The sequence below is a fragment of the Paraburkholderia sp. genome (assembly GCF_050742655.1).
Taxonomy (GTDB): Bacteria; Pseudomonadota; Gammaproteobacteria; order Burkholderiales; family Burkholderiaceae; genus Paraburkholderia.
In genome coordinates this window covers 50,061-72,145 of sequence record NZ_JBOIGG010000009.1, presented here as the reverse complement: position 1 = coordinate 72,145, position 22,085 = coordinate 50,061, and the positions used below count along the sequence as shown (strand labels likewise).

Annotated in this window: 17 protein-coding genes and 3 riboswitches; of the genes, 9 read left to right on the top strand and 8 right to left on the bottom strand. The window is 65.9% G+C overall.

The window, feature by feature from the left end; all coding sequences use genetic code 11:
- Positions 1 to 123: 123 nt before the first annotated feature.
- Positions 124 to 341: riboswitch (cobalamin riboswitch) on the bottom strand.
- Between the two features lie 296 nt (positions 342 to 637).
- A riboswitch (cobalamin riboswitch) is annotated at positions 638 to 905 on the top strand.
- A gap of 219 nt (positions 906 to 1,124) precedes the next feature.
- From cobW to ACREXZ_RS14605, 4 genes are read left to right on the top strand one after another with little or no spacing between them, the layout of a single operon-like run.
- Entirely contained in the window at positions 1,125 to 2,228 is a 1,104-nt protein-coding gene (gene cobW, locus ACREXZ_RS14620; RefSeq protein WP_431764803.1) for a cobalamin biosynthesis protein CobW, read from the top strand.
- A 3-nt stretch (positions 2,229 to 2,231) separates the two neighbouring features.
- Positions 2,232 to 6,032, top strand: coding sequence for a cobaltochelatase subunit CobN (gene cobN / locus ACREXZ_RS14615; protein ID WP_431764802.1), 3,801 nt, complete (start codon positions 2,232 to 2,234; stop codon positions 6,030 to 6,032).
- Positions 6,029 to 7,066, top strand: a complete 1,038-nt coding sequence (locus tag ACREXZ_RS14610) for an ATP-binding protein (RefSeq protein ID WP_431764801.1) — start codon at positions 6,029 to 6,031, stop codon at positions 7,064 to 7,066. Before cobN ends, ACREXZ_RS14610 begins: the two co-directional genes overlap by 4 nt.
- Before the next feature lie 47 nt (positions 7,067 to 7,113).
- A complete protein-coding gene (locus ACREXZ_RS14605) occupies positions 7,114 to 7,731 on the top strand; it encodes a vWA domain-containing protein (protein ID WP_431764969.1) in 618 nt (205 codons plus the stop codon).
- Positions 7,732 to 7,743: 12 nt separating this feature from the next.
- On the opposite strand, the gene cobJ is transcribed toward ACREXZ_RS14605, so the two are convergent.
- The 4 genes from cobJ to cobG are packed head-to-tail and all read right to left on the bottom strand — an operon-like array spanning position 7,744 to position 12,209.
- A complete protein-coding gene (gene cobJ, locus ACREXZ_RS14600; protein ID WP_431764968.1) occupies positions 7,744 to 9,444 on the bottom strand; it encodes a precorrin-3B C(17)-methyltransferase in 1,701 nt (566 codons plus the stop codon).
- The gene (locus tag ACREXZ_RS14595; protein ID WP_431764800.1) at positions 9,441 to 10,205 is read right to left on the bottom strand and encodes a precorrin-2 C(20)-methyltransferase; all 765 of its coding nucleotides are present in this window, start codon (positions 10,203 to 10,205) and stop codon (positions 9,441 to 9,443) included. Before ACREXZ_RS14595 ends, cobJ begins: the two co-directional genes overlap by 4 nt.
- Positions 10,202 to 10,828 carry a precorrin-8X methylmutase gene (locus ACREXZ_RS14590; RefSeq protein ID WP_431764799.1) on the bottom strand — a complete coding sequence of 209 codons (627 nt, stop codon included), beginning with the start codon at positions 10,826 to 10,828 and terminating at the stop codon, positions 10,202 to 10,204. Before ACREXZ_RS14590 ends, ACREXZ_RS14595 begins: the two co-directional genes overlap by 4 nt.
- Entirely contained in the window at positions 10,821 to 12,209 is a 1,389-nt protein-coding gene (gene cobG / locus ACREXZ_RS14585) for a precorrin-3B synthase (RefSeq protein WP_431764798.1), read from the bottom strand. The genes ACREXZ_RS14590 and cobG overlap by 8 nt, the downstream gene beginning before the upstream one ends.
- An 89-nt stretch (positions 12,210 to 12,298) precedes the next feature.
- A riboswitch (cobalamin riboswitch) is annotated at positions 12,299 to 12,475 on the bottom strand.
- Positions 12,476 to 12,539: 64 nt separating this feature from the next.
- Between cobG and cbiE the strand changes: the two genes are divergently transcribed.
- The 3 genes from cbiE to cobM all read left to right on the top strand — a co-directional run bounded on the left by cbiE (position 12,540) and on the right by cobM (position 15,305).
- A complete protein-coding gene (cbiE, locus tag ACREXZ_RS14580; protein ID WP_431764797.1) occupies positions 12,540 to 13,766 on the top strand; it encodes a precorrin-6y C5,15-methyltransferase (decarboxylating) subunit CbiE in 1,227 nt (408 codons plus the stop codon).
- Entirely contained in the window at positions 13,763 to 14,485 is a 723-nt protein-coding gene (locus ACREXZ_RS14575) for a cobalt-precorrin-6A reductase (protein ID WP_431764796.1), read from the top strand. The genes cbiE and ACREXZ_RS14575 overlap by 4 nt, the downstream gene beginning before the upstream one ends.
- Positions 14,486 to 14,552: 67 nt before the next feature.
- Entirely contained in the window at positions 14,553 to 15,305 is a 753-nt protein-coding gene (gene cobM, locus ACREXZ_RS14570) for a precorrin-4 C(11)-methyltransferase (protein ID WP_431764795.1), read from the top strand.
- A gap of 62 nt (positions 15,306 to 15,367) precedes the next feature.
- On the opposite strand, the gene ACREXZ_RS14565 is transcribed toward cobM, so the two are convergent.
- Together ACREXZ_RS14565 and ACREXZ_RS14560 are read right to left on the bottom strand one after the other, a co-directional pair.
- The gene (locus ACREXZ_RS14565) at positions 15,368 to 16,852 is read right to left on the bottom strand and encodes a sodium:solute symporter family protein (RefSeq protein ID WP_431764794.1); all 1,485 of its coding nucleotides are present in this window, start codon (positions 16,850 to 16,852) and stop codon (positions 15,368 to 15,370) included.
- On the bottom strand, positions 16,849 to 17,064 hold the full coding sequence (locus tag ACREXZ_RS14560; RefSeq protein ID WP_431764793.1) for a DUF3311 domain-containing protein: 216 nt from the start codon (positions 17,062 to 17,064) through the stop codon (positions 16,849 to 16,851). The genes ACREXZ_RS14565 and ACREXZ_RS14560 overlap by 4 nt, the downstream gene beginning before the upstream one ends.
- 309 nt (positions 17,065 to 17,373) lie before the next feature.
- Here ACREXZ_RS14560 and ACREXZ_RS14555 point away from each other — a divergent pair, with 309 nt between their 5' ends.
- Positions 17,374 to 18,045 (top strand): MarC family protein, encoded by a 672-nt coding sequence (locus tag ACREXZ_RS14555; protein ID WP_431764792.1) that lies wholly within the window; start codon positions 17,374 to 17,376, stop codon positions 18,043 to 18,045.
- Positions 18,046 to 18,085: 40 nt separating this feature from the next.
- Complete coding sequence (locus tag ACREXZ_RS14550; RefSeq protein WP_431764791.1) at positions 18,086 to 18,919, top strand: class II glutamine amidotransferase; 834 nt, start codon at positions 18,086 to 18,088, stop codon at positions 18,917 to 18,919.
- Positions 18,920 to 19,073: 154 nt separating this feature from the next.
- Here ACREXZ_RS14550 and ACREXZ_RS14545 read toward each other — a convergent pair whose 3' ends face one another.
- Together ACREXZ_RS14545 and ACREXZ_RS14540 are read right to left on the bottom strand one after the other, a co-directional pair.
- Positions 19,074 to 20,396, bottom strand: coding sequence for a lipase family protein (locus ACREXZ_RS14545; RefSeq protein WP_431764790.1), 1,323 nt, complete (start codon positions 20,394 to 20,396; stop codon positions 19,074 to 19,076).
- Between the two features lie 334 nt (positions 20,397 to 20,730).
- The gene (locus tag ACREXZ_RS14540) at positions 20,731 to 22,047 is read right to left on the bottom strand and encodes an MFS transporter (RefSeq protein WP_431764967.1); all 1,317 of its coding nucleotides are present in this window, start codon (positions 22,045 to 22,047) and stop codon (positions 20,731 to 20,733) included.
- Positions 22,048 to 22,085 lie beyond the last annotated feature (38 nt).

Here is a 22,085-nt window from a genome sequence, read left to right as displayed (position 1 = left end):
CGCACAAAGGAATTCGACAGAAGGAAACAGGCCATGCCAGCCGGCTGCAATACGGATGACGCGCATTTCGCGCGCGGGCGCCGTGTGTCCGTCCCCCGCGGATCGGGCGGTCGGCAACGCTTGCGCGTGCCCCTTGGTCTGGCCGGTATCCGGGCTGACAGCCTCACGCCGCTGCCTTCCCGCGGATCTTGCCGCAGTGGCGTCGAACGACGTGCGCGGCTCGAAGGCCGCAGGCTGCTTACCGTTGCGGGGACAGCACAGGCTGGCGCGATGCGCTTCCTGTTTCCCGTTTAACTGCACGCGCGAATGCGTGTGCGGGCACCAGACGCGCGTACGATAGCACACGGAAACGATGCCCCGTCCCCGGCGCATCACGCACGACGTGAACACGTCGCTGGCTACGTTCAGGTTTGTCTGTTTACTCAATCGACGCTTCGAGCAGCCAGTCGAGCGATCGCGACGTCTCGTGCGACGATGCATCTGCCACGCCCGAACCGGTGTCAGGACCACGCCATACGAGACCTGCATTCACGTACGCTTCGCCGCGCCCGATCCTCGCGCCCTGATGAGCCTGCTCGGGGCTGCGGAATCAACGGAACTGCCCCCCGCCTTCCTTGACGCCACCGGGCTGCACGCCTACACTCGCACGCACTCTGGTGCTCGCGTGCGCGCCTCCCGCGCACGCAGTTAAACGGGAAACAGGGGGCTCTGCCGACCAGGCTGGGCCAACCTGTGCTGCCCCCGCAACGGTAAGCGAAGGCATCGCGCAAGCGATGCAAAGCCGGCTTCGCTGCACGCGCATCGCGCGCCTGCAGTCGACCACTGCGCGAACGGAATTCATTCGTGCGGGAAGGTGAAGCGGCGTTTTCGTCAGCCCGGATACCGGCCAGACATCATGGGTTCGCGCCGCGGGGATGCGGTGTGCGCCACGCCTGCAACGCGCTTTTCGCGAACCGCCGCTACGCCGTATCGTCCCCGTCCGCTGTGTTCGATGTCCTCGTCGCGTCGCTGTCCGTTCGCGACCGGGTGCGACATCGCACATGCGACACATGCGATTGCGATGCAGCAGGACCACGCGAACGCGCAGGTTGTCGGCGAACCTCACTTGCACGAACGGAGCAGCGATGCAGACACAGATGCGCAAGATCCCCGTCACGATCGTCACGGGCTTTCTCGGCAGCGGCAAGACCACGCTCTTGCGGCACATTCTTCAGCATGCGGGCGGTCTGCGCATCGCGGTGATCGTTAACGAGTTCGGCGAACTCGGCATCGACGGCGAAATTTTCAAAGGCTGCGGCATCGGCTGCGATGAAGATGGCCGCGAGACGGAAGGCCAGCTCTACGAACTCGCGAACGGCTGCCTCTGCTGCACCGTGCAGGAAGAGTTTTTTCCGGTGATGGAGCGGCTCGTCGAGCGGCGCGACCAGATCGATCACGTGCTGATCGAAACCTCCGGCCTCGCGCTGCCGAAGCCACTCGTGCAGGCGTTCAACTGGCCCGCGATCAAGAACAGCTTCACCGTCGACGCGGTCGTCACGGTGGTCGACGGTCCCGCCGCGGCGAGCGGCCAGTTCGCCGACAATCCGGCTGCCGTCGACGAACAACGTCGCACCGATCCGAACCTCGACCACGAATCGCCGCTGCATGAACTGTTCGAAGACCAGTTGTCTTCTGCCGATCTCGTGATCCTGAACAAGACCGATCTGCTCGACGACGCGCAGCAAGCAGCCGTCGAAGCGCTGGTGCGCGAAGAGATTCCGCCGCAGGTCAAGGTGGTGCGCGCGCAGAACGGCCAGCTCGACCTGCACGCGCTGCTCGGGCTCGAAGCCGCATCGGAAACGACGATTCATCTGCGGCACGATCATCACGGCTCGGCGGACGACGCCGATCATCACCACGACGAATTCGATTCGGTTGTCGTCGAATGCATGGCGCCGTCGCGCGAAGCGACGATCGGCGCGCTGCAAAGTCTCGTCGAGTCGAACACGATCTATCGCGTGAAGGGCTTCGCGGCGCTGCCGGGTGCAGCGATGCGTCTGGTCGTGCAGGGCGTCGGATGTCGCTTTGACAGCTACTTCGATCGGCGCTGGCGTCCGGAAGAAAACACGAACGCCACGAGCCGCTTCGTGCTGATCGGCGAAGACCTCGACCAGCCGACGCTGCAACGTGCATTCGACAGCGCACTGAGCGACACCGCTACAGCGCGCGCCGACACGCACGAGGTTTAAGCGATGCATCTGCTGCGCACCACGCCGGGCGGTTTTGTCGACGATACCGCCGGCGTCGTCCGTATCGACCAGAAGCCCGCTGACATCGTCGTGCTCAGTTCCGCCGACACTACGCTGTCTTTGCTTGCGAGCGTCGTCACACGCCTCGAACCGGGTTTCCCAAGCGTACGACTCGCGAACGTGACGTGGCTGCGGCAGCCGGCATCGGTCGATTTCTATGTCGACGACGTGCTGCAGCATGCGCGCGTCGTCGTCGTCGATCACCTCGGCGGCGAAGCGTACTGGCCGTACGGGATCGAACAGGTCGTCGCGCTCGCTGCGCGCCGCGGGCAGTTGCTCGTGATGTTCTCCGGGGACTTGCAGGAAGACCCGAACCTGCTCGCAAAGAGTACCGCCGACGCCGCGCTGTGCGAGGACCTGTGGCGCTACCTGCGCGAAGGCGGTCCGGTCAATGCGGAATCGTTCCTGCGCCGCATCGCGTGGCAGGCGTTCGGCTGGGGTCGCGAACCGGCGCCACCGCAACCGTTGCCGGCTGCCGCGCTGTATCACCCGCAGCACGACACCCCGACGCTCGACGACTGGCACGCACGCTGGCGTGCGAACGCACCTGTCACAGCGATCCTGTTTTACCGTGCGCATCTGCAGGCGGCCAACACAGCCGTATTCGATGCGCTGATCGATGCGCTCGAAGCACGCGGACTGAACCCATTACCGATCGCGATCACGTCGCTGAAAGACGCGGTGAGCCGCGACGTCGTGCAGCGGCTATGTGAGCAGCACAATGCATCGCTGGTGCTGAACACGACCGCGTTCGCCGCGAGCGCAATCGACGATCCCGAGCCGTTCGCGCTCGCCGGCGATGCGCCCGTGCTACAGGTGATCCTGAGCGGCGGTAATCGCGAAGACTGGGTGAAGGACAACCAGGGTCTGCATTCACGCGACATCGCGATGCACGTTGCGCTGCCCGAGGTGGACGGCCGCATCATCACGCGCGCGATCAGCTTCAAGGGGCTCGCGTACCGTTGTCCGCATACGGAAGTCGACGTGGTCCGCTATCAGCCCGATATGGAGCGTGTCGCGTTCGTCGCGGAACTGAGCCGCCGCTGGTGCCGGCTGCGTCAGTTGCCGAACGCGGACAAGCGGCTCGCGCTGATTCTCGCGAACTATCCACAAAGCGAAGGGCGCATCGGCAATGGTGTCGGACTCGACACGCCGGCGTCGGTTGCGGGCATTCTCGCGATGCTGCGCGACGAGGGGTATCGCGTCGACGAGGTGCCCGAAGACGGCGCAGCGCTGATGCAACGCCTCGTGCAGGGCGTCACCAACGATCCCGCAGTGCGCGACTTGCGGCCTGCGTTGCAAAGTCTCGCGCTCGCCGACTACCTTGTTCATTTCGCGCGTTTACCCGAACCCGTTCGCACCGCACTGAACGCGCGCTGGGGACCGCCGGAACAGGACCCGACGCTGCGTCGTGGCCGCTTCATGATCGCGGGCTGGCGCTGCGGCAACGTGTTCGTCGGCATCCAGCCGTCGCGTTCGCGCGACGACAACAATTACGCGAGTTACCACGACGCCGACCTTGTCCCGCCGCACGCGTACCTTGCGTTCTATCTGTGGCTGCGCGAGCGCTTCGGCATCGATGCGGTCGTGCACGTCGGCAAGCACGGCAATCTCGAATGGCTGCCGGGCAAGAGCGTCGCGCTGAGCGACACGTGCTGGCCCGACCTCGTGCTTGGACCGCTGCCGCATCTCTATCCGTTCATCGTCAACGATCCGGGCGAGGGCAGCCAGGCGAAGCGGCGTGCGCAGGCAGTGATCATCGATCATCTGATGCCGCCGCTGACGCGCGCCGAAAACTACGGGCCGTTGCAGGACCTCGAACGACAGGTCGATGAATACTACGACGCGCTGATGGTCGATCCACGCCGCGCGAAGCTGTTGCGCAAGACCATCCTCGCGACCATCGTCGAGCATCGGCTGCACGAAGAACTGAGTCTCGCGGAGCCGGTCGGTCAGGACGCGGAAGACACGGTGCTCACGCGTGTCGACGCCTGGCTGTGCGAGCTGAAGGAAGCGCAGATCCGCGACGGCCTGCATACGTTCGGCCGCTCTCCAGAGGGCGTGCAGCGTCGCGACACGCTGCTCGCGTTGGGGCGCTTTCCAGTCGGCGACGGGCAGGGTGCAAACGCAGGACTGATCGACGCGCTCGCGAAGGATCTCGGCATCGATCATCTGTTCGATCCTTTGACCGTGGACTGGTCCGCGCCGTGGGAGGGTGCGCGTCCGGCGCTGCTCGATCGGATCGATGCCGCGCCGTGGCGTCATTACGGCGATGCGCGCGAGCGCCTTGAAATGCTCGCGGCGAAGCTTGTCGAGCCGCTATGTGCGGATGGCTCAACGTCATCCATTGAGGGGTTCGCGCTGCCGCACGCCGAACGCGTGCTCGCGCGTCTACGCGACCAGGTGCTGCCCGCTCTCGACGCCTGCGGTCACGAAGAAATGCGCCAGCTGCGCCGTGGACTCGAAGGACGCTTCGTGCCGCCGGGCCCGAGTGGTTCGCCATCGCGCGGCCGGCCCGACGTGCTGCCGACCGGTCGCAACTTCTATTCGGTCGATACCCGCGCGGTCCCGACACAGGCTGCATGGTCGCTCGGCCTGAAGTCCGCGCAGCAGCTGATCGAGCGGCATCTGCAGGAGCACGGCGACTATCCGCGCGCGATCGGCCTGTCCGTATGGGGCACCGCGACGATGCGTACCGGTGGCGACGACATCGCGCAGGCGCTCGCGTTGATCGGCGTGCGGCCGAAATGGGCGCCGGGCAGCCATCGCGTGACCGACTTCGAGATCATGCCGATCGAAGCATTCGACCGGCCGCGCATCGACGTGACGTTGCGTGTGTCGGGCTTCTTCCGCGACGCGTTCGCGAACGTGATGCATCTGTTCGACGCGGCGGTGCAGGCGATCGCCGAACTCGACGAACCGCCCGAGCTGAACCCGATCCGTGCGCGCATACTCGCGGACCGCGATGCAGGGATCGCACTCGGCCTTGCGCCCGATGAAGCGCGCCGCCGCGCAGGCTGGCGCGTGTTCAGCGCGAGACCCGGCGCATACGGAGCGGGCCTGCAGCAGATGATCGATTCGCGTCAGTGGCAGACCGACGCGGACCTCGCCGGCGCGTATCAGGCATGGGGCGGTTACGCGTATGCGCAGAAAAGCGCCGGCGACGAAGCACGCGACGTGTTCGGTACGCGGCTCGCCGCGCTCGACGTCGTGCTGCAGAACCAGGACAACCGCGAGCACGACGTGCTCGATTCGAACGACTACTACCAGTTCCAGGGCGGCATGGCCGCTGCGGTCCGGCATCTATCGGGTAGCCAGCCGCACATCTATCATGCGGATCACAGCAACCCCGCTGCGCCGCGCGTCCGCACGCTACACGAAGAGATCGCGCGCGTGATCCGTTCGCGCGTCGTCAACCCGAAATGGCTCGATGGCGTAAAGCGGCACGGCTACAAGGGCGCGGCGGAAATCGCGGCGACCGTCGACTATCTGTACGGCTATGACGCGACCGCGCGGGTCGTCGCGGACCATCAGTACGCACTGGTCGCCGACGCGTACGTGAACGACGCCGACACCCGTGCGTTCCTGCAGCAGCACAACTCGCACGCGCTGCACGCAATCTGCGAACGGCTGCTCGAGGCAATGCAACGCGGACTGTGGCAGACGCCGGGCGACTATCGCGAGCAGATTGAAACGCACCTGCTCGCGAGCGAACAGCACATCGAAGGAACGACCCGGTCATGAACGCATCCTCTTCGGCTTTTCCGTTTACCGCGCTGATCGGTCAGGAGGCGCTGCAACAGGCACTGCTGATCGCGGCAGTCGATCCGGGCATCGGCGGCGTGCTGGTCAGCGGTCCGCGCGGTACCGCGAAAACCACCGCCGCGCGTGCACTCGCCGAGCTGCTGCCCGAGGGTAGACTCGTCACGCTGCCGCTCGGCGCGAGCGAGGATCGGCTGATCGGCACGCTCGATCTGGAGAGCGTGCTGCGCGACGGCGCGGTGAAGTTTTCGCCGGGGCTGCTCGCGCTCGCGCATCGCGGCGTGCTGTACGTCGATGAGATCAATCTGCTGCCGGACACGCTCGTCGATGCGCTGCTCGACGCGGCCGCGAGCGGCACGAACACGGTCGAGCGCGACGGCGTGTCGCACAGTCACGAGGCGCGCTTCGTGCTGATCGGCACGATGAATCCGGAAGAGGGTGAATTGCGGCCGCAATTGCTCGACCGCTTTGGCTTGATGGTCGCTTTGGAGAACTGCTTCGACGCGACGCTGCGGCAGCGGATCGTCAAGGCGCGGCTTGCGTTCGACGCGAACCCGGATGCGTTTCGCCGCGACCACGCGACGCAGCAGGCGGCGCTCGCGCAGCGCATCCGCGCAGCACGCGACGCGTTGCCTTCGCTTACGTTCGACGACGCGGTGCACGAGCAGGTCAGCGCGCGTTGCATCGAGGCGGTCGTCGACGGCTTGCGCGCGGACCTCGTGATGCTGCGTGCCGCACGTGCGCTTGCAGCGCTCGAAGCGGCGGATGCGGTGACGCTCGAGCACGTCGAGCGTGTCGCAGAAGCGGTGTTGCTGCATCGACGGCATGCAGACGATGAACACGCGCCGTCCGCTTCGGGAACTTCGTCTCGCGACAATGAGCCGCAGGACAATACGCCTCGATCCTCCAATGCCACGCCTCCGCAAAACGACAGCGACTGGGGCTATCTGCAAGCCGAGCCGACTGGTCTCGCGCACGTCAAAAGCGTCGTTCCGCTTACCGTAAAAAAAACCTGAGCCATCGGGATGGCGCCGCCGCTGATGGACCCAGCGGCTTCCGATGGCTGAGAGGCGCACGCTCTAACGCACGCGGCGGCGCACCGGGCACGCGCATCGCGTGGCCCGCGACACTCGCCGCGAAACGTCAGACCCCGTTGCGCGCCGAACATCTGCGCTTCGTGCCGACCGCATCGCAAGGTGGCGAACTGCATTGCTTTGCGCTCGACTGCTCCGCATCGATGCTGGCCGGCGAACAGCTTGCGCTCGCGAAGGGGCTGCTCGTCGCACTGTTCGACCGCGTCGCGCGCGAGCGGGGCGAAGCCGCGCTCGTGTGTTTCGGCGGGATGGGCGCCGATGTCCGGTTCGGGCCGGCTGCGCCGCGCTGGTGGAACGAGCGCTGGTTGCGCCCGGTCGGCGGCGCGGGCGGCACGCCGCTCGCGCTGGGTGTGCGTCGCGCGGCGCAACTGCTCGAGCGCGCGGCGCGTCGCAAGCCTGCGCAGCAGCGCTGGTTGTGGGTGCTGTCGGATGGGCGCAGCCGCGACCGGCCGCAGCGACCGGCCGGCGCGGATCGCGTCGTGTTCGTCGATTTCGAGCGGGCCGCGGTGCGGCTAGGGCGGTGCGCGCAACTGGCGCGCGAGTGGGACGCGGTGTATTGCGTGCCGGAGGATTTGATTCGGGCTTAGCTGCGTCCGGCCTTACGGATACCACCGCGGCGTATAAATCCACTCACCACCGTCGCTGCGCGCAAATCCACGAGTCGTCGACGAGCCAACAATCACCATCGTCCGCATATCGACATCGCTACTACGCAGGTCGCCGAGTGTCGTTGTTTTGAGCGTGCCACCCGGTCGGCCGATATCGCGGCCGAGCACGACGCGCGTCGCGGGCGCCCGGTATTCGCGCACGATGTCGAGCGCGGTGTCCAGTTGCCGCGGACGCGCACGCGATATCGGGTTGTAGAACGCCATCACCAGATCGGCCTGTGCTGCATGCCGCAGCCGCTGTTCGATGATCGACCAGGGCTTCAGGTTGTCCGACAGCGACAGCACGCAGAAGTCGTGACCGAGCGGCGCGCCGGCCTGCGCGGCGGTCGCCATCGCGGCCGATACGCCCGGTACGATGCGCAGATCGACTGTTCCCCACCGAGGATCGTCCGACGTATCGAGCGCTTCGAGCACCGCTGCCGCCATCGCGAACACGCCGGGGTCACCGGATGACACAACAACTGCCGCACGTCCTTCTGCCGCGAGTTCGAACGCGTGGCGCGCGCGTTGCAATTCCTCGCGGTTGTCGGTTGCGTGCACGCACTGGTTTTCGCGGAATGGGCCGGCCATGTTCACGTAGGTCGCGTAGCCGAGGATGTCGGTCGCGTCCGCGAGCGCGTCGCGTGCGGCGGGTACCAGAAGGTCCGCGGAACCTGGACCGAGGCCGATCACCGTGACGCGGCCACGCAGGCGGCCGATCGTGGCGACATCGAGCGGCGCGGCGGCGATCGCGAGCGCGACCGTCGATGCTTCGTCTTGCAGCACGTCGTGCGGAGCAGTAAGCGCGGCGGCGAGCAATCGGCGTTCATCTCCAGCGTCCGCATCGATATCGATGAAACGCAGCGGCACACCCAGCGCCTGTGCCGCATCGGCAAGCGCGACATCGGCGCAGCGCGTAGCCGGCGCAAGCAACGCCGCGAGAGCAGGGCGCGCAACACCGTGTGCATCCAATGCGTCGAGCACCTGCTGCTCAACGAGCGCACCGTCATCGCCGCCACCGACAATCGCCGCAACCACACTGCGCGGATGAATCACTAACGCATCCGGCGAAGCATCAACAAACGGCGTCACGCGAATCGTGCGCTGTGCTGACGCATCGCGTGGCAGCGCCGCGTCGTCGAGCCACGGCGCGTCGCCTTCGATACGCGTCGTCTCGCCCGCCAGCAGATCGGAGACGAAGCGCTTGCCGTGCGCGAGATCCGCGAGCGCATAGCCTTCGGGCGGATTCAAAACACAGGTGCCGAAACGCAGTTCGCCGCTCGTCGTGATCGCGGGCGCGACGTCGAGCGCCGCCGCAATCGAGCGCGCGAGCACGTTGACGCCCGCAAGCCCGCCGAGCAGCGGCACGACCGCGCTGCCGTCCTCCGCAACCGCAAGCACGGGCGGCTCCGCTCCCTTGTTCGCGAGCAACGGCGCGACGCAGCGAATCACGATCCCCGCTGCGCATAGCGCGACGATCGGCGTGCCGCGTGCGTACAGCGTACGCAGATGCGCACCGAGTTCGGTATAGCCGACATCCGCATCGACGCGGCCCGCCAGTCCGTGCACCTGTGCGCCGGGGCAGCACGCCTGCACGCGACGCGCGACGTCGAGTGCGCCGGCGCCGAGAATCACGATCGCGGGCGGCATCATCCCTGCCATTTTTGCCCCGGCACGACGAGCAGCGAAAAATACGGCGATGCCATCGGATCGACGTCCGCGAGCGGCACGATGCGCTGGTTCGCCATCGTCGCGCGCTCGACGTACAGCGCGCGCTCAGCGAGTCCGAGGTCGTCGAGTACGCGCCGCACCTTGTCGAAATTGCGGCCGAGCTTCATCACGACGGCGGCGTCCGCATCCGCGAGACGACGCCGCAGTTCATCCTCGGGCAGCACACCCGACAACACCGCGAGCGACTGGTTGCGGTAGACGAGTGGTGCACCGAGCACCGCGGCCCCGCCGAGCATCGAGCAGACGCCGGGCACGACCTCGGTATCGAAACGCACGGCGAGCCGGTCGTGCAGATACATGTACGAACCATAGAAGAACGGGTCGCCTTCGCAGATCACCGCGACGTCGCGGCCCGCGTCGAGATGCGCGGCGATGATCGCGGCGGCGGTATCGTAGAAGTCGGCGATGATCGCCTCGTACGACAGCGGCGGTTCGAGCGCTTCGGTCGTCACCGGGTAGACGAGCGGTAAAAGTACCCGCGGCTCCTGCGGCACCTGCGCGTCGTCGAGATGCGCTTCGACGATGCCGAACGCGTTGCCTTTCTTGCCCTTCGCGACGAAGTACGCGACGACCGGCGCTGCCCTCAGCAGTCGTACCGCTTTCAGCGTCAGCAGTTCGGGATCGCCGGGACCGACGCCGATGCCGAACAGACGTCCTGTGGCACGTTCGGTATGCGCAGTCATTCCACCTCCGACGCAAGCGCGTTTACCGCCGCCGCCGCCATCGCGCTGCCGCCACGACGTCCCGCGACGATCACCCACGGCACGTCATAGCGCCCCGACGCGAGCAACGCCTTCGATTCGGCCGCACCGACGAAGCCAACGGCGAAGCCGAGGATCAGCGCGGGACGCGGCGCGCCCGCATCGAGCAGGTCGAGCAGATGGAACAGCGCGGTCGGCGCGTTGCCGATTGCGACGACGCTGCCTTCGAGATGCGGTCGCCACAACTCGACCGCAGCGGCGGAGCGCGTGTTGCCAAGCTGCCTGGCGAGATCGGGCACGGCGTCGTTGCCGAGCGTGCACAGCACGGGGTTGTCTGCGGGCAGCCGCGCACGCGTGATCCCTTCGGCGACCATCCGCGCATCGCAGAGAATCGGTGCGCCGGCAGCGAGCGCCGCGCGGCCCGCGCGACCGGCGTCCGCGGAAAATTGCAGATCGTCGACGACGTCGGTCATCCCGCACGCGTGGATCACGCGGACGGCGAGCTTCTCGAGATCAGGCGGGATGCGCGACAGGTCGGCTTCCGCGCGGATCGTCGCAAACGACCGGCGATAAATCTGCGGGCCGTCGCGAAGGTAGTCATGCATCGGGGTGGCTCCGGGCCGACGGCGCGAGCAGCGCGGCGGCCTGTTCGATGGTCAGGTGGTGTGCGATGCGAATGCCGAAGCGGTTCGCGTTGGTGCTGGCTTCGTCGGCGCGTTGGTACAGGTCGTAGTGATCGGGTGCCACGGCGAGCAATGTGTGCGGCGCGCAGTGCGCGGCGGCACACGAGCGCTCGCAGCCGCTCAGGTGCACGACGGCGTCGGGCATCGCGTCGGGGAGGAGTGTGGCCAGGCGCCGTGCGTCGGCCTTCGTATCGGTCGCGCTTTTGGAGCAACCAGTCGAACCGGCACACGCAATCAGTCGCACATAAGGATGCGACGGCTCGCACGCGAGGCCGAGTGCACGCAGGCCGTCGAGCACCGTGGGTATCGAATCGTCGGCGATGTCGGGGACGAGCACGCTTTGCCACGGCGTGATGCGCAGCGTCGCGTTGCCGTGAGCCGATGCGAGCGCGGCCAGTGCGACGAGCGTGCGCGTATCGAGCCGCCCGAGCGCCGGCTGGCCGCCGACGTGCGACAGCCGTGCATCGCGTTGCCGATGTGCACCGATGCGCGGTTCGGGCATCGCGGGTGCACGGGTCCACGCGGCGATGGCGGGACTGGTTTGCAACGCGATGCCTGCTCGCTGGGCCGCGCGTTGCAGGAACACGGTAGCGTCGTGCTTGACGAGCACGTCGCGCATGCGCATGTCGTCAGGGCTGGCGACGTCGAGGAACGTATGCAGCAGCGCATCGACGAATGCAGGGATATCGGTAGCGGCAACTGCAGCGAGTGCGCTGCCCGGCACAGGCAGAGGGCAGCCGGCGAGACCGATCACGTAACGCACACTACCTGCGTCGTGTCGTGAAGAAGACATCGCCGAGAGCCACACATCATGCGGATGATCGACGGCCATCAGCCGTTCGCCGCCGTCGAGCAGCAGCGCGAATTTCGGCGACAGCGCCGCGAAGCGCGGTTCGCGTTGCAGCCGTGCGAGCAACGCGGCGGCAAGTGGCCCTGTGTCGTCGAGCGCGTGCGGATCGCGGCCCGCGAGCGGGCTCGTCATCAGGTTGCGGCGTTCGTCGGCGTGATCGTGTGTTCCAGGCCCGGTCTGCGTCAACGCTGCAGTCAACGCCGCTTCGTGACCGGCCCGCACGCCACGTAACTGCAGGTTCGCGCGACTGGTCAGCTCGACGATGCCCGCCGCGTGAAGGTCCGCAGCCTGCGCGATCGCGACCGCGTCGCGCGCATGCAGCTCGCCGCCCGGCAGCCTGATCCGGCACAGGCCGCCGTCGCGCGCGGCGACGATGCGCGCGAGCGACGGGCATGCCGACGCACGAAGCGCAGGCGATGCATCGACAGCAGCGGAGGATGAGACGTGGTTCAAGCGATCACCGGTTTAGCGTCGCGCGGCGGCCCGGCGTGGCTTCGACAGGAAGCAACGCGGCGTCGGTACACCCCGCCCGACGATGGCTGGCACGAACAGTGTTGCCGGCAGGTTTCCTGGCTTGCAGGTCGTGGTCCGCGCGTGCCTTCCCGAATGATTCAGTGGCGTGTGGAGCGCGGACTCGCTGCATACAGTTGCGGGGGCAGCCACAGTGTTGCTGTGTTCCCTTTTCAGCCCCGAAGGGCACCGGCGAGGCTGTATTATGCCTTCTTTCTCCGGCGTCTCGACGCGGGCGCGTAACCGGAAAACACACATGACGAGGATGGTGCGATGCCTGCGTGGCTGACCGTGGTGGGCATCGGCGAGGACGGCTTCGCGGGACTGGGCCGTGCGGCACGGCGCGCACTGCTCGATGCGTCGGTGGTGATCGGCGGCGAGCGACATCTTGCGATGCTGCCCGCGCGACTGCGTGCACAACGCGAGCCCTGGCCGCAACCGTTCGATCTCGCGCCGCTGCTCGCGCGACGCCCCGAACCGGTGTGCGTGCTCGCGAGCGGCGACCCGATGCTGTTCGGCGTCGGCGCGACGCTCGCGCGTGCGCTGCCCGCCGACGAACTCCGCGTGCTGCCCGCGCCGTCGTCGCTGTCGCTCGCGGCTGCGCGTACCGGCTGGCCGCTGCAGGATGTGACGATGCTGTCGCTGGTGGGCCGGCCAATCGCCGCGCTGCATGCGCATCTGCATGACGGCGCGCGTCTGCTGGTGCTGGGCGGTGACGACGCGGCGCCGTCAGCGCTCGCCGCGATGCTCGCCGAACGCGGCTTCGGTGCGACGCGGATGATCGTCTTCGAACACCTGGGCGGACCACGCGAACGCCGCATCGATACGCGCGCCGACGCATGGCACGTGGATACGCAGCAAGCACAACCCGTAGCCGCACTGAACCTCGTCGCACTCGACTGCCGCGCGGGCGTCGACGCGCAGTCGCTGCCACTCACACCCGGACTCCCCGACGACGCCTACCTCAACGACGGCCAGCTGACCAGGCGCGACATCCGGGCGATCGCGCTCGCGCATCTCGCGCCGCTTCCCGGCGAGCTGCTGTGGGACGTCGGCGCGGGCGCGGGCTCGATCGGCATCGAATGGATGCGCGCGCATCGCACGTGCCGCGCGATCGCGATCGAAGCGCATCCGCAGCGTCAGGCGTTTATCGCGCACAACCGCGACGCACTCGGCGTGCCGGGCCTGCAGTTGATCGCGGGCACCGCGCCCGACGCGCTCGCGTCGCTCCCCATGCCGGACGCGATCTTCATCGGCGGCGGCATGACTGCGCCCGGCGTGCTCGACGCGTGCTGGGCCGCGCTGCGTCCGGGCGGCCGGCTCGTCGCGAATGCGGTGACGGTGCAGGGCGAAGCGACGCTGGTCGCGTGGCGCGAACGCTGCGGCGGCACGCTGACGCGCATCGCGCTCTCGGCCGCACAGCCGCTCGGCGGCTTCGACGCATGGCGTCCGGCGCTGCCGGTCACGCTGCTCGATTGCCGCAAGCCCGCCGATCGATGATGCGCATCCTGCTGCTCGGCGGCACCGGCGACGCGCTACGTATCGCCCGCACGCTCGACGCGCCGCATGTGTACAGCCTCGCCGGACTCGGCAAGGTGCCCGGCGATCTCGCGTGCTCGGTGCGCGTCGGTGGCTTCGGCGGCATCGACGGTCTTGCGCGCTACCTGATCGACGAGCGGATCGGCCTGCTGGTCGACGCGACGCATCCGTACGCCGCGCGGATCAGTGCGAACGCAGCGGTGGCGAGCCGCATCGCCGGCGTGCCGTACTGGGCACTGCGCCGTGCGGCATGGCGGCCACAGCCCGGCGACGACTGGCGCCTCGCCGACGACTGGCACGGCCTCACGACGCTGCTCGCGCCGTTCTCGCGGCCGCTCTTCACGCTCGGGCGCGAACCGCTCGCGCATCTCGACGATATTCCGTCGCATCAGCAATGGCTGATCCGTTGCCTGGATGCACATCCGGGTGCACCACGTGCGCGTGTACTCGACGCGCGTGGTCCGTTCACGCACGAAGGTGAGCGTGCATTGTTCGATGTGCATGCAGTCGATGTCGTTATCAGCAAGAATAGCGGCGGCAGCGCGACGGTCGCGAAGCTCGATGTCGCGCGCGAGCGGGGCTTGCCGGTGCTGATGTTGAATCGTCCCGTGCTGCCCGAGGCGGACTGCGCATTCGACAGCGACGCCGCGCTGCTGCACGCACTGCACGATTCCGGCTGACGCGCGTTCGCGGCGCGCCACCGGCTGCACGCGTGCCCATTCATCCTTTCTCATAACGGAGCATGGCATGACGGTGTTTTTTGTCGGCGCGGGGCCGGGCGACCCCGAACTGATCACGGTGAAGGGGCAGCGCCTGGTGCGCAGTTGTCCGGTGATTCTCTACGCAGGGTCGCTGGTGCCGGCTGCGGTACTCGAAGGCAATTCGGCTCAACGCATCGTGAACACCGCCGACCTCGATCTCGACGAGATCGTCGCGCTGCTCGCGCAGGCGCACCACGATGGACACGACGTCGCTCGCGTGCATTCGGGTGACCCGTCACTGTACGGTGCAATCGGCGAACAGATGCGGCGGCTAGCCGAACTCGGCATCGCGTACGAGATCGTGCCGGGCGTCACGGCGACCGCGGCGAGCGCTGCCGCGCTGGGCCGCGAGCTGACACTGCCGGACGTTTCGCAGACGGTGATCCTCACGCGCTTCGCGAGCAAGACGACAATGCCGCCGGGCGAACAGCTCGGCGATCTCGCACGGCATCGGGCGACGATGGCGATCCATCTCGGCGTGCGCCATCTCGCGACGATCGTCGACGAACTGATGCCGCACTACGGTGCCACGTGCCCGGTGGCGATCGTCTATCGCGCGAGCTGGCCCGACGAGGAACGCGTGACGGGCACGCTCGCGGACATCGTCGTGAAGGTGCGCGCGACCGATATCGAACGGACCGCACTGATTCTGGTGGGACGTGTGCTGGGTGCCGAGACCTTCGGCGAGTCGACGCTGTATGCGAAGAAGGGCACGCGCAGCGGGCACACCGACCGTTAGCCGGAAAGGACGCGGAAGCGGCGTCCTGCCGCTTCCGTCATGTGCGCGTGATGTGTGCTTGACTAGCGCACCGGTGTCTGCGCAGACGTTTCGCCAGGCTGCGCATGCGGCTGCGTCATCGCGCTGACGACCGCGAACACGATCACGTTCACCGCGAGCGCGAGGAAGCCGATGTTCACGTCCTTCAGCGTGTCGGGCAGGAACGGCAGCAACTGGGCGACGCTCAGGTGCATCAGCGTCGTTACCGAGACCACCGCCACACCGGCGACGATTCCGCAGAACGCCCCTTGCTTTGTCGCGCGGTTGCGGGGCGCGAGGCTGCAGATCAGCGCGGGGAACAGCTGCGTGACGAAGCTGTAGCCCATCAGCAGCAGCGCCACGATGGTCTCGCCGCCGTGCAGCGTGAACGCGACCGCGACCAGCGCAACCACCGGCACCAGCAGGCGTGCGAGCCGGGTCACCGCCGCATCGGAGGCCTGCCGTTGCAGCCCGCCGCGATAGACGTCGTTGGCGAGCAGCGTCGATGCCGACGTGAGAATCATCGAGCCGGGCACGAGCGCGGTCAGTATGCCGGCCGCGCCGATCACGCCGACGAACCACGGGTCGAAAGTCTGGATCGACAGACGGAACAGCGACAGGTCGATGTCACCGCCTTTCAGGCCGGGCACCTTCAGCGTCGCCGCGAAGCCGACGAAAAATACGAACAGCAGGATCAACTGGTAGAGCGGCAGGATTGCCGCGTTGCGCCGGAATACGCTCTCGCTCTTCGCGGTGAAGATCGAGCCGAACGTATGCGGCCACATGAAGAAGCCGAGCGCGGTGAGCAGCACCGTCGACTGGAACCAGACCACACTCGAGCCCTTCGCGGGGAAGGTCAGGAAGCCGGGCCGCGCGACGTCGATCGCGCGGAACATGTCGGACAGGCCGCCGTAATAGTGGATCGGCAGATAGATGCCGAGGAACAGCACGATCCCGAGAATCAGCGTGTCTTTCACGACGGAGTTCCACGCGGAGCCGCGCACGCCCGATACGATCACGTAGGTCGTGACGACGGCGGCACCGATCCACACCGCCGCGCTCGACGAGATCACGCCATACGACGCGGTCGCGACGATGATGCCAAGGCCCTTCAGCTGCAGCACGAGGTAGGGGATCAGGGCGGCGACGCCGACCACCGCGACCAGTACGCCGAGCGCGGGGCTGTCGTACTTGCGCATGAAGAAGTGCGACTGCGACACGAGCCGCTGCGCTTTCGCGTAGCGCCATATGGGCGGCAGCATCCAGTACGACAGAATGTACGCGAGCGTCCCATACGCGAGGATGTAGTAGACCGGTGCCCCCTTGCCATACGCGAAACCGCTGCCGCCGAGGAACGTGAAGGTCGTATAGATTTCGCCCGCCATCAGCAGGAACACGAACGCGGTGCCGAAACTGCGGCCGCCGACCGCCCACTGCTCGAGGTTCATGTCGTGGCCGCGGCGCGCCCGCACGCCGAGATACAGCGCGAACAGCGTGACGGCGGCGATCAGGACGAGTGCGCTGCTCATGAACGAACCTCCGGGGTGTCGTCGACGGACGCGCGGTTCACCGGATCGAGCCGGTGGACGAGCGCCATGATCGCCGCGCTCAGCACGACCCACAACACGATCCACGCAAGCACGAGCGGCATGCCGAGCACCAGCGGCTCGACACGGTTGACGAACGGAACGCCGAGCAGGATGCCGATGAACGGCAGCACGGCGAGCACACGAAGGAACATGGGACGACTCCTCGAAGCGGTTGAACGCGTGGTGGAACAGTGGAGCTTCGGTCCCGACTGTATGCCGGATAACTCAACGCCGTAAAGGTTGTCAAAAATACGCAGGGCGGTTGAAAGACGGTGCTGCGATGTGCGCGTGCGGCAAGCGCCGCACCGCTCGCGTACGTGATTTTCGCGGGGCGTTGCGGTTACACTGGTCGCCGATCGCGCTGCGCATCGTGCTGCGACGCAAGAAAAAAACCGGCCGGCTCCGACCACGCGACAGCCAGCCGATACAAACGATACGAACAATACGAACCCGACACCGCCATGATCGACAGTCTCGTTTCCGACATCCTGTTCGGCTTCACCGGGCTCATCAGCATCATCAATCCGGTGGGCGTCGCGTTCGTCTTTCTCGACCGCACTGAATCGCTCGACAGCGCGGAGCGCACTGCGCTCGCGAAACGCGTGTCGATCAACGCGTTTTTCGTGCTGCTGGTCGCGTTCTTCGTCGGCACGCCGATCCTGCATTTCTTCGGGATTTCGATGGAGGCGCTGCGCATCGGCGGCGGGCTTGCAGTCGCGGTCAGCGGCTGGACGATGCTCAACGCGCCGGATCGCCGGCCTAACGAGGAAGCGGTCAAGCCGGTCAGCCCCGACGAAGCGAAATCGCGAGCGTTCTTTCCGCTGACCATTCCGCTCACCACGGGCCCCGGCACGATCGCGACTGCGATCGCACTGAACGCGAACCGCACGCACAAGCTGTCCGAGTTCCTGATGTCGGCGATCGCGTCGCTGACGATCAGCGTGCTCGTCGTGATCGCGATCTACCTGACGTACAGCCGCGCGGAAGTCTTCGCGCGCTACCTCGGCGCCGAAGGGACCAAGGTCGCGTTGCGCGTGTCGGCGTTCCTGCTGCTGTGCATCGGCGTGCAGATCATCCTGACCGGCGTGTCGGAATTTCTCGCGCCGCTCGCGGGCGCGCATGCCGCCAATTGAGCGTTGATCAAACGCCACACAACCGAACGGAGACCCCACCATGTGCCGCTGGCTTGCCTACACGGGTAACCCGATCCAGCTCGAAACCGTGCTGTTCCGCGCGCAGCATTCGCTGATCGACCAGAGTCTGCACGCGCGTCTCGGTGCGACGACGACCAACGGCGACGGCTTCGGTGTCGGCTGGTACGGTCATCCGACCGATCCTCCATTCCGCTACCGCTGCGTGCAGCCCGCATGGAGCGACCGTAATCTGCGCGAGGCGGCACGCGCGGTGCGCGCCGGGCGCTTCGTCGCGCACATTCGCGCGGCCACCGACACCCCGGTACAGGAAACCAACTGCCATCCGTTCCGTCACGGTCACTGGCTGTTCGTGCACAACGGCTCGATCCGCAATTTCCCGGCGGTACGGCGCGACCTGATGATGGCGGTCGCACCGGATCTGTTCATGGGCATGGAAGGGTCGACCGATTCGGAACTGATGTTCTTCCTCGCGCTGACGTTCGGGCTCGAACACGATCCGGTCGCCGCGCTCGAACGGATGGTTGGATTCGTCGAGGAAACCGGGCGGCGCTACGGCATCGAGCATCCGCTGAACATGACCGTGTGCGCGATGGACGGCGAGCAGATCGTCGCGGTTCGCTATTCGAGCGAACGCGACTCGCGCTCGCTGTTCCACAGCACGTCGTTTCGCCATCTGCACGAACTTTATCCGGACGATCCGCGCATCAAGGCGGTTGGCGACGACGCGTACCTCGTGCTGTCCGAGCCGCTCGTCGATCTGCCCGGTGTGTGGGAGGAAGTGCCGGAAGCGACGGCGATCGTCGCGCGCGGCGAGGACATCCGGCAGAGCGCGTTCGTGCCGCAGGCGGGGTGACCGGCGGGTTGGCCGGTGGGTTGAGGCAAACGCAGGCCTCGCCGGTTTTCAGGCGCGCCGACCTTGTCCTGATCACCCTGCATAGCAGCAATGACAGAGACCTGCCGTGTATAGGCGGCAGATCTCCAGAGGGAGTGCAGAACGCAGGCGGAAACTAGTGAACCGTCTGGGCTGCGAGCGAGTTGCTCGGCAGGAGGTTAGTCAACCAGCAGTTGCTTGGCGCGTCTTTCCCTGCGAAGCGATCGTACAGCCACGGCAACATCCCGACTGCCCATACTGCAGCGGTAGCGGCATGTTCGGTGGGGGTTTCGTTGTACTGGACAGGTATGCCGCTAGCGCAGAATTTTTGCGCCAGGGCGCGCACATCGCCGGCAAGCATCACGCCATCGCCCGTTTGCGGGCTAACGGTGCCATTCAGGATGCCCAGGGTACCCTGACTGATATACATCGGGATCGTCGGCGACCCGACCAGTCCGGCATCGACCTTGTTCATGGCGTCCACCAGCGCCGGGACGCTATTGAGATCGCTCGCATACTGCGGCTTGAACAGCGTACCCCACTGCAACCCAAGGTACTTCGGCAGGATATAGGCCAGCGACTGATCCTGAATATCGTTGAACACCGACACGCCCTGGCTGGTGAGATACGGTGTCGGGTCGATACCGTAGGCCTTCGTCAAACCGGAGATCGCCGCCGGCGCAACGCCGCCCCAGACAAGACTGCCATTGACGTAGCTCAGGTTGTGAATCGGATCGACGAGTACGCCCCCCTCGGCGGCGCCCACGAGCTGTTTGTTGACATCGGGTGCGTAGGTCGGAGCGAGCTGTGCGGCCCAGTCCGTGCCAATCGCTCCACCGGAGTAGCCAATCAATGCCACCTTGCTTGAAGGATTCAGACCGGTGCCCGGGGTATTGAGCACGGCGCGAATCGAGTCGAGAGTGGTCATGCCTTCTTCCGGACCGACCGGAAAGTCGGCAGTCTGGCCTTCGGTATCGGGCACGATAATGTTGTATCCCAGCGAGACCAGCAGGGCGAGCGGAACCGATTCAGCGCTGTAGATAAACGTACCCAGATTGATGATCTTTGTGATGTCCCGGTCCCCGGCAATCACACGTGACGGCTCATCGAAAGGGTTCAGAGAATCGTAAGCCGACTGGTACGAGATGGCCTGGCCGTTGCTGGCTGGACTCTGGATGACCGAGGTCACATTGACGACGGGCTGATTCTGCGCATTATTCGTGCGGTAAAGCAGTTGCTGGGCGATGACCGGTGTCGGAATCCCAGCGAGGTGATAAGTCACGTTCCGGGTCTTGAGCACCGTGCCCAGTGGAATCGACGACAGCGGTGTACTCCCTGTGTAGATATAGAACGGATCGGACGAGGTGGTGGCAGCCGCACTGGATGCCGGGGCAGCGATTGCAAGCGAAGTCGTCATTGCTATCGCAGCAGCCACAAGTAAACGTAGTTTCATACCCATGTTAAGTTCCTCTGAATTGGCATTGTCGATTTTTTATGTTGGTTCCCATGCATTCCGGACGCCGGCGGTCTGGACGCAGATACGCTGACACGCAATGACCGATTCGGGCGAACGGAGGCAACCGGGTTTCACCAGGTGTGTCCGATCGACCCGTTGCATAGGCTGCTGTTTGAATATAAAAAGGATGGCGCGGCGATTTTATTTTAACAATTCGCCATCCTATTTATTGACTATCCGAAATGCATGTAGCGCGACGCATCCGGCGCAATCATTAAAGCACAGCCATCAGACTGTTACATCTGTTTGGGGGGATTTTTGGCGTGTTTGAAGTAAATCACCTAACCATACTGGTCGCTTCGACCTGGTCTTTGTGCAGCGAAGCAGAGACGCCACGGCGACGTCGAGCGTAGCTTCGTGCGACGCCCGCGAGCGTGACGAGGCTCACCGATGCCGTGAACATCAGGTAGAGGCCTGGTGCACTGCGATTGCCGGTTACGCTCAGCAGCCATACGGTAATCGCGGGCGTGAATCCACCGAACACGGTCACGCCGATGTTGTAGCCGATCGACATGCCCGTCGCGCGCGTCGCGACCGGAAAGAGTTCGGCCATCAGCGCAGGCAATGCGCCGAAGTAAATCGACTTCAGCAGCGCAAGCCAGCCGACCAGCACGAACAGCCCGACGACCGACACATGGCCGACCACATACGAAAACGCCGGGTAGGCCGTGGCAAGACACAGCACTGCGGTAATCGACATCTGCTTCAGCCGGCCGATACGATCGGACAGATGACCGGCGAGCGGTGTCACGAGCGTCAGCACGAGACCGGCGAAGGTACTTGCTGCGAAGCCGGTCGAGGCATCGAGATGCAGTTCGCGGATCGACCAGGTTGGCACATACTGCAGCAGATAGCTCATGGACGTCGATACGGTCAGCGAGCCGATCGCTGCGGCGAGCATCCATTTCTGCGTCGCGAACACGTCGCGTATCGGCGTTGCGGTGTGGGTCGCCTCGCTGAAATCCGCCGCGTCCTCGAGGAAGCGGCGCAGATACAGGCCGGCGGGGCCGATCAGCAGGCCGAAGAAGAACGGGATGCGCCAGCCCCACGCGGCCAGATCGTGCGGCGACAACAGCCTCGCCAGCACATAGCCCGACCCGGACGCGAGCAGCGTCGCGAAGCCTTGAGTCGTGAACTGCCAACTGGCGATAAAACCGCGCCGATGCGGCGCATGCTCGATCAGCATCGCCGTCGATGCGCCGAACTCGCCGCCCGCCGAGAACCCCTGGATCAGCCGCGCGGCAAACACGCCGAGCGGTGCCGCGAGACCGATCGTCGCGTAGGTCGGAATCACGGCGATGATCGCGGTGCCGACCATCATCAGCGCGACGCTCAGCACGAGCGCAGCCTTGCGGCCGTGCTTGTCCGCATAGGCGCCGAGCACCATGCCGCCGAGCGGCCGCACCAGATACGACGCGCCGAATGAACCGAACGTAAGCAGCAACGACGCAGTGTCGTCGGCGGTCGGGAAGAAGTTCTTCGCGATATAGATCGCGAAGAAACCGTAGATCACGATATCGAACCATTCGAGCGCGTTGCCGACCGAGGTTGCGAGGACGATCCGGGTGAGGCTGAGGGGTCGCTTTTGCATGATGTCGCCTAGTCGTTCGATGCCGCGGCACTAACCGCACT